General features: G+C 60.6%; 5 protein-coding genes. 2 read left to right on the forward strand and 3 right to left on the reverse strand.

The annotated features are described in order from the left end of the window. Positions 1-4: 4 nt before the first annotated feature. Positions 5-1264, forward strand: a complete 1260-nt coding sequence (locus tag KIH79_RS12945; protein ID WP_236023783.1) for a L,D-transpeptidase family protein — start codon at positions 5-7, stop codon at positions 1262-1264. A 112-nt stretch (positions 1265-1376) separates the two neighbouring features. Here the strand turns inward: KIH79_RS12945 and KIH79_RS09655 are convergent, their stop codons facing one another. The 3 genes from KIH79_RS09655 to KIH79_RS09665 all read right to left on the reverse strand — a co-directional run bounded on the left by KIH79_RS09655 (position 1377) and on the right by KIH79_RS09665 (position 4603). Further along, positions 1377-2312, reverse strand: coding sequence for a lysylphosphatidylglycerol synthase domain-containing protein (locus KIH79_RS09655; protein WP_219059194.1), 936 nt, complete (start codon positions 2310-2312; stop codon positions 1377-1379). Then, a complete protein-coding gene (locus KIH79_RS13135; protein WP_219059195.1) occupies positions 2309-3325 on the reverse strand; it encodes a glycosyltransferase in 1017 nt (338 codons plus the stop codon). Before KIH79_RS13135 ends, KIH79_RS09655 begins: the two co-directional genes overlap by 4 nt. 246 nt (positions 3326-3571) lie before the next feature. Further along, entirely contained in the window at positions 3572-4603 is a 1032-nt protein-coding gene (locus KIH79_RS09665; RefSeq protein ID WP_219059196.1) for a glycosyltransferase family 2 protein, read from the reverse strand. Between the two features lie 176 nt (positions 4604-4779). Between KIH79_RS09665 and KIH79_RS09670 the strand changes: the two genes are divergently transcribed. Then, complete coding sequence (locus KIH79_RS09670) at positions 4780-6942, forward strand: hypothetical protein (RefSeq protein ID WP_219059197.1); 2163 nt, start codon at positions 4780-4782, stop codon at positions 6940-6942. Positions 6943-7091 lie beyond the last annotated feature (149 nt).

The following is a 7091-nucleotide window of genomic DNA, read 5'->3' on the forward strand; positions in this document are numbered from 1 at the left end:
CATCATGAATATGCGCATTATCAGCAATGATCACATGCGCAAGCTGTGCGCCACGGCTGCAGCGGCCGCCGCTATGCTTAGCATTTCGGTCGTTGCTTCGCCCAAGGCATCTGCGGCGGCCGATCCGTCCTTCGGACAGGGTGGCCGTTACTACTATGTCCTGAACAGCCTGCGCAACGGCAAGGCCGACCGCAAAATCGTGTATGGCAAGGCGAATGATACCGTGCTAGTAGGCGACTGGAACGGCGACGGCAAGGATACGCTGGCCGTGCGCCGCGGCGGTGCCTACTACATCAAGAACTCGATCGGCAACGGCAGCGCGGACACGGTTATCTACTACGGGCGTGCCACCGATACCGTGCTGGTCGGCGATTGGGACGGCGACGGCAAGGACACTCTGGCCGTGCGCCGCGGCAATGAGATCTATATCAAGAACTCGTTGGGCAACGGCGGAGCGGATCGGGTCGTTTCCTATGGTCGCGCGGATGATACCGTGCTGGTCGGCGATTGGGATGGTGACGGCAAGGATACATTCGCCGTGCGCCGCGGCAATACGTATTACGTGCGCAATTCGCTGACCAGCGGTGCTGCTGACACGACGGTTTCGTATGGTCGCGCGGACGATACCGTGCTGGTCGGTGATTGGAACGGTGACGGTAAGGACACGTTCGCCGTGCGCCGCGGCAACGTGTATTACGTGAAGAACACGATCGCCGGAGGCTCAGCCGATGCCGTGTTCGGTTTCGGCCGGAACACCGACGGCGTGCTGGTCGGTGATTGGGATGGCGACGGCAAGGATACGCTGGCCGTGCGCCGCGATGACGATGCTCCGAAGACGCCGCAGTACCTGCGTCCGTCCGGCGGCATGTACCCGAACCTCTCCACCGTGCAGGGGCTGAACATTGAAGTGTCGCTTGCCAGGCAGCGTGTATACGTGAAGAGCGGTTCACGCACCATCTACACGATGCTCGCCTCCACCGGCATGGACGATTCCACGCCGCACGGCACCTACTACGTGCAGAACCGTGGCGTTAGCTTCTACAATTCCGGCGAAGGCATGGGCGCGAACTATTGGGTGTCGTGGAAAGATTACGGCACCTACCTGTTCCACACCGTGCCTACGGATGCGAGCGGCAACTACATTGTGTCCGAAGCCGATAAGCTGGGCCATCCCGCTTCTCACGGCTGTGTCCGGCTGACGGTTCCTGATGCCCAATGGCTGTACAATCAGCTTCCCGAAGGAACCAAGGTCGTCATCCACTGACCTGACATGTACTGACCTGACATTGTTCATGATCAAACGAGAATGCCGCGTCTCTTTGTCGGAGGCGCGGCATTCGTCTTGTGTTGACTATGATTCTGTTCGATCAGCATGATCAGTTTTGATGCTGATGCGACTTGTGGCGCTGCAACAGCAGTGCGCCCACACCGGCGAAGACCAGATCGGCAATCGTCATTGCGATGCGGCTCACGAGCACCACGGCAAGCACCCCTCCGGAGCTGAGCACGCCGGCGAAGAACAGGCCGAGTACGCTTTCGCGCACGCCGGTGCCCGCCGGCACGAACACCACGAGGAATCCGACCACCCATGCCAGTGCGTACGCGCCGATCGCCAACATCATGCCCGCGATGCCGGCTTTCATGCCGAAGCCCACGGCCAGCAGCCATACCTGCACGCCGGCCACGGCCCATGCGATCACGGCGAGTAGCGTGGCGAGTCCGAGCCCGCGGAACGTCATCTGCCGCTCCGGCGCAGGCCGCTTGAGCAATGCGAACCCGAAGCCGATGAGCCGGTTAAGCACCGGAGGAGTGAGCAGCGCCACGAGTACGGCCAACAGCAGCACGATCATCCACGTCGGCACTTGAATACTCACCGACGTGCCGAGCACGGTGATCACGCCGATGCCGGTGCCGGACAACAGCGAGATGAGCACGGCGACGGTCATGGCGGTTACCGAGCGCCGGGCCGGAATTTTGTGGTCACGTCCGATCTCCGCGGCAGCGACGATGTTCCATACGCCGCCGGGAATGTATTTGCCGATCTGACTGACTCCGAACAACTGCACTGCCGCGTTCCAAGTCAGATCGGAACCGAGGTCGGCGAGAATCACTTTCCACGACCACAGCGTGAAGAACACGTACACGATGGACAGCAGCACGCTGACCGCGGCGATCCACGGCGGCAGTACCGCCAGTGCCGACACCAGCGAATCCCAGTTCTTGATGACCGCCCACAGCAGTCCCGCCAGCGCAACGGCCAGGAACACCCACCGTGTCACCGGCGATTTCGCGATCTTCTTCAGTATGTTCATCGCATGCTCCGCGTAATCCATGCGGCCAACGGCCGGGTGATCTTGTCGTCGGTGAACGATTCGGCCGCAGTGGAGGCCGCCGCCTGTGCGGCGTGCAAGGCGGCCGGATCGGCCAGCAGCCGTTCGATCGCGTCGGCCAGCGCGGTCGCGTCGCCGGGCTTGACATATACGACGCCATCGCCGAGCATGCGGCGCTGCGGCGCGGTGTCGCTGGTGATCACCGCGCAACCGGCCGCCATCGACTGATACACCTTGTTCGGCACGACGTGCAGGCCTTTGGGCGTGGTGGAGAAAATGCCGAGCGAGATCGCGTGCGAGGCGACCAACGCCGGCAGCTCCTCCGGTTCGACCCATTCGCGGAACTCGACGTTGCCGAGCCCGTCGGCGATGCGGCGCACCTCGGCGTAATCCTGCCCCTTGCCGATCAGCGTGAACTTGGGCGTGATCCCGCGCGCGGCCAGTTCCTTCGCGGCCTGCGCGATCACCGGCACGCCCTGCAGCGGCGTGTACAGTCCGTAGAACACGATGTCCGCGGTGCGAGCGTTTCCGGAATGGGATTCGGCCGAGCCCGCCGCATACCATTCGTCCGGTGCGCCGACGGGCACGACCATGGTTTCGTCGCCGGGCCGGCACATGGCCTGATGTTCCTGCGTGTCAAGCAGGGTGAGCGTGGCCGCGTCGATCGCCATGCGGTCGAGCCGACGCAGCAGCTTGACCTTGAGCCCCTGCGCGCCGCGGTCCTTGGCCGTGTCGCCGGCGAAGATGAGGTGGTCGAGGATGATCGGCACGTCCTTGAACACGTGATGCGCGAGCAGCACGTCGAAATGGCCCATGTAGCCGACGAGCACCGCGTCCGGGCGCCCGTTGCGCTTCATCCACGCGCGCGCGTCGCGGCGCAGGCCGCGCCACAGGCCGAGGAGGTTCCATGCAAAGCCGAACAGCTTCCACGGTTTCTTCAAAATCTCCACGCGCTGCGCGGTCGACAGCATGAGCGGACGATTGATCTCCTCCACCACGCACCCATTTTTGCGCAGTCCATCAACCAGAATCCCCACTCGCGGATGCTTCCGCACATTAAACGTCCCAAACGCCACCACTCGTGGCTTTGTTGGTTGAGAGTAAGCCATATCTGAGCTATGACGCATGCTGGAGGCCTCGCAGGCCCCCTCGGCTGAGGGGGCTCCCGGCGTAGCCGGGTGGGGGAGCGTCGAAATCGTCACCTTATCGACAGTGCGATCAGTCACAAATCCCTCCGCCAATCAGTGCTGATTTGCGTCAGCCGGGTCAATCCCCGTCGGCGCCCCGTCATACCCGCCAAACTCGTCCTGCTTGCCCCAAATCCGCTGGTACGGCTCGCAGTACTGGATCTCCTTCACACGCTCCAGCTGGTCCTCAACGAGCCGCCGCTGGATCCTCTGCACTTCCGAAATGATCTGCAGCGCAATGCAGAACGCGGACAGCAGGATCAACGCCACACCGGCGAGCATCGACTGAATGTGCCCGGCCGAGTCTCCCGAGAAGAAGAACACGAGATACCGCACGAACGGAATCAAGCCCAGCACGCCGAACACGATCGCCGCCCACTTGAAGATCACGTTCGACTTGAACATGAGGAAGCTGCGGATGATCGCGCCGCCCGACTTGGCCATATGCTCGAAAATGTTCGAGAACAGGCGCGATTCGCGCGTTTTCGCGTTCGTGGTGATCGGAATGCTGGTGATCGGCACGCGCTTGTTACCAGCCTGGATGATGGTTTCCATGCAGTAGCTGAATTCGGTGACGATGTTCAGCTGGATGAGCGCCTTCTTCGAGTAGGCGCGGAAGCCGCTGGCCGCGTCCGGGATGTGCGTGCCGGCGGCCTTGTTCACGACCCACGAGCCGAAGTGCTGCATGAGTTTCTTGAACGCGGAGAATTCGGCGATTTTGCTCGTCTGGCGGTCGCCGACGACGATTTCGGCCTCGTGACGGACGATCGGCTGCACGAGATCGGCGATGTACCGGCTCGGATACTGGTTGTCGCCGTCCGTGTTGACGACGATGTCCGCGCCGTGCTTGAGCGCGTAGTCGGCGCCGTCGCGGAACGCGCGCGCGAGGCCCATCGGCTTGGCGTGATGCACGAAATGCTTCACGCCGTACGACTTGGCGACCTCGACGGTTTTGTCGGAGCAGCCGTCATCGATGACCAGCCACTCGACGTCGTCGATGCCGGGAATGCTGGTGGGAAGCTCCTTGAGCACGAGCGGGAGCGTCTGCTCCTCGTTCAGGCATGGGATCTGGATGAAAAGACGCATGGGGTTCCTCTTTAGGATTCGTTCATTCGCAGGTCAAACGCTTTTATCCTACTCGATACCGCTCCCGTCCGTCCTGTCCGCTCAGTCGCGTTCATTCAAACGGAACCGACCCGTCCATATGACCCGTGTATCATCGTGCCCGTTTCAAGGTAATGCGAAAGTAAGGAATCCTCGGTATGTCTATGTCGAACGTCATGTCCTGGGTTCGATCCCATGTGCTGGCCGTGGTCACAGTGCTGTGCGTGGTGTTGGGCTGTGCGATCTTGGCTGCCGGTTTTCAGCCGACCAATGTCCATTACACGGTGGAGCTGACTCAGCCGCTCGGCGCATCCGGGAAGGTGGTGTTCCGGTTCGAGGAGAACAAGAACATTCCCAATGCGGCCGAGCAGTCGGCGACTGTGGAAGACAACGGGAGCAAGGCGTCGATCTGGATTGACCCGTTGAACGCGAGGTCCGGAACGATGACCGTGTCCATTGCCGGCAATGGTCAGACGCGCATTAGTCATCTTGTCGCGGATGTGCGGTCCAACGGCATGCATTTGTGGAATGTGGATGCCGTGGATGGCGGCGATTTCGTACAGCAGACCGAGGGCGACGCGGTGACTGCCTCGTTGTCGCAGGATCGTCTGCAGGAGTTGCAGCGGGCGGCCCGGTTCCGCTCGGAAGACAAGGTGGTGCTGTTGGCGCTGCTGTTGTTCGCGTATGTTGCCTGCGCACTGAAGCTGACTGTGTTGCGTGATGTGCAGCTCAGATATTATGTGGCTGGAATGGTTGCCATCGTCGCCGTGGTGGCGCTGGCGGTGTATCGCTGCAACACATTGCCTGATTATTCGCTTGGCGGATATTCTTACAAGCTATTGATCGCCGGAATTCTGATGGTTGCGCTGCTCGCGATTCTGGTGAACTGCGCGGCCGGTAGGCCGCGTTGCCCTGCGGGCGTGAAGCTGCTGGTCTGTCTGATCGACTATGTGGGTGTCGGCGCCTACGTGATCATGCAGTTCCTTATATATCTGAAGTACTACATCAACGGGCATTCTTTCGACGAGGCGGCGCACCTGTCGTACATCGCCTACGAAAACGTGCATAATGAACTGTTGCCCAGTTTCGAGAACATCAGCATTTATTCTCAGTGGAACGACTTCAACGGCGTGATGTCGCTCAATGAGCCCATGCAGTTCAACCAGCTGGGGCATCCGCCGCTGTATTACCTGATCATGAGTCACATGCCCGGCATTTCCAGCAACGGCGTGGATACGGTTTACTACCACATGATGTGGCTGCGCTGCGAATCGTTCGCGCTCGGATTCGCGGGATTGTGCCTGGCGTTCTACTTGGGGCTCACCCGTATTCCACATATTCCGATCCTGCATCTGACGTACGCGTTGATGATCATCGCCCCGGCCAATCTGGTGTTGACCATGACCGGGCTGAACAACGATACGCTGGCCATTCTCACCGTCACCGTATTTGTGTGGGGCTGCATCCGCTTCTTTGAACGCCGGTACAACTGGGGCACGTTCCTGCTGATCGCCGTGGGAATCACGGCGACGCTGCTGACGAAGCTGACCGCCGGCATGGTGGTCGGGTTTACCGCCGTGCTGATCGTGGCGTATACGCTGATCGTGGATCGAAATGGGAAGGCTCTGCTGCGCAAGGAGTTTTTTGTCACCATTCCTATTTATTGCGTTGCCGCTGCCTATTACGTGATGCTGCTGGTGCGTTATCGGACCATTCAGCCAAGCTTCCAGAAGTTCGATCCGAGCGGGTACTACCAGAGCGTGTTCTATGTGGCGATGGACAAGCGGTATTCCATGATGGTTGCAGGATATCCGGAGTACTTTGCCGATCAGTTCGTTCGCTCTTGGTATGCGCTGGTGTATCCGGCCAATGTTGACCGTGCGGGACTGTCGTTCATGAGCTTTGAAGCGGTCGCCGTGGCCGCGGTGCTGCTGCTGCCGTTGGTGGTGTTGTTGGTGCGGCAGAAGGATCGGTTCGGCCGTTTCCTGACGCTGGGATTGGCCGGCACGTGGCTGGTGATCCTCTACCAGTGGTATTCGGCCCAGAAAGGATTCATGACGAACGGTTATACCGGAGGATTCCAGAGCCGTTATTACCTGTGCGTGGTGTCGCTGTTCGCGTTCGCGATTGTGTGGCTGGTGCTGCGCTGGTTCGCCGTGCGCTCGGACGATCCCGTGGAGCCGAAGGATGGCGGGGCGCTCCTACGCGCTGCGTCGCTGACGGATGCGGGCACGATGGCGGTTGCCGTGTTCGCGTTCCTGCTGGTGTACGACGGATATCTGTCGTCGTTCCTGTTCCACATGTCCGAGATTTCGTCGTGAGACGAGCAGGTGCCCGGAATATGGGCTCTTCGCATTTTGGTGTGTAGGGGTGGTGGTTAGAGGTGGGTTTGGATGGCGTGTTTGAATCCGCCGGTGTGGAGTAGGCTTCTGGTGATGTAGTTGTCGAGGTTGCGGAAGCCGAGGGCGAT

The organism is Bifidobacterium miconis, from assembly GCF_019331735.1.
GTDB classification, from domain to species: Bacteria; Actinomycetota; Actinomycetes; order Actinomycetales; family Bifidobacteriaceae; genus Bifidobacterium; species Bifidobacterium miconis.

Excerpts from the sequence above, each read along its gene's own strand:
- KIH79_RS09665 (WP_219059196.1), bottom strand. The coding sequence starts at position 4,603 with ATGCGTCTTTTCATCCAGATCCCATGCCTGAACGAGGAGCAGACGCTC.
- KIH79_RS12945 (WP_236023783.1), top strand. The coding sequence starts at position 5 with ATGAATATGCGCATTATCAGCAATGATCACATGCGCAAGCTGTGCGCC.
- KIH79_RS09655 (WP_219059194.1), bottom strand. The coding sequence starts at position 2,312 with ATGAACATACTGAAGAAGATCGCGAAATCGCCGGTGACACGGTGGGTG.
- KIH79_RS09670 (WP_219059197.1), top strand. The coding sequence starts at position 4,780 with ATGTCTATGTCGAACGTCATGTCCTGGGTTCGATCCCATGTGCTGGCC.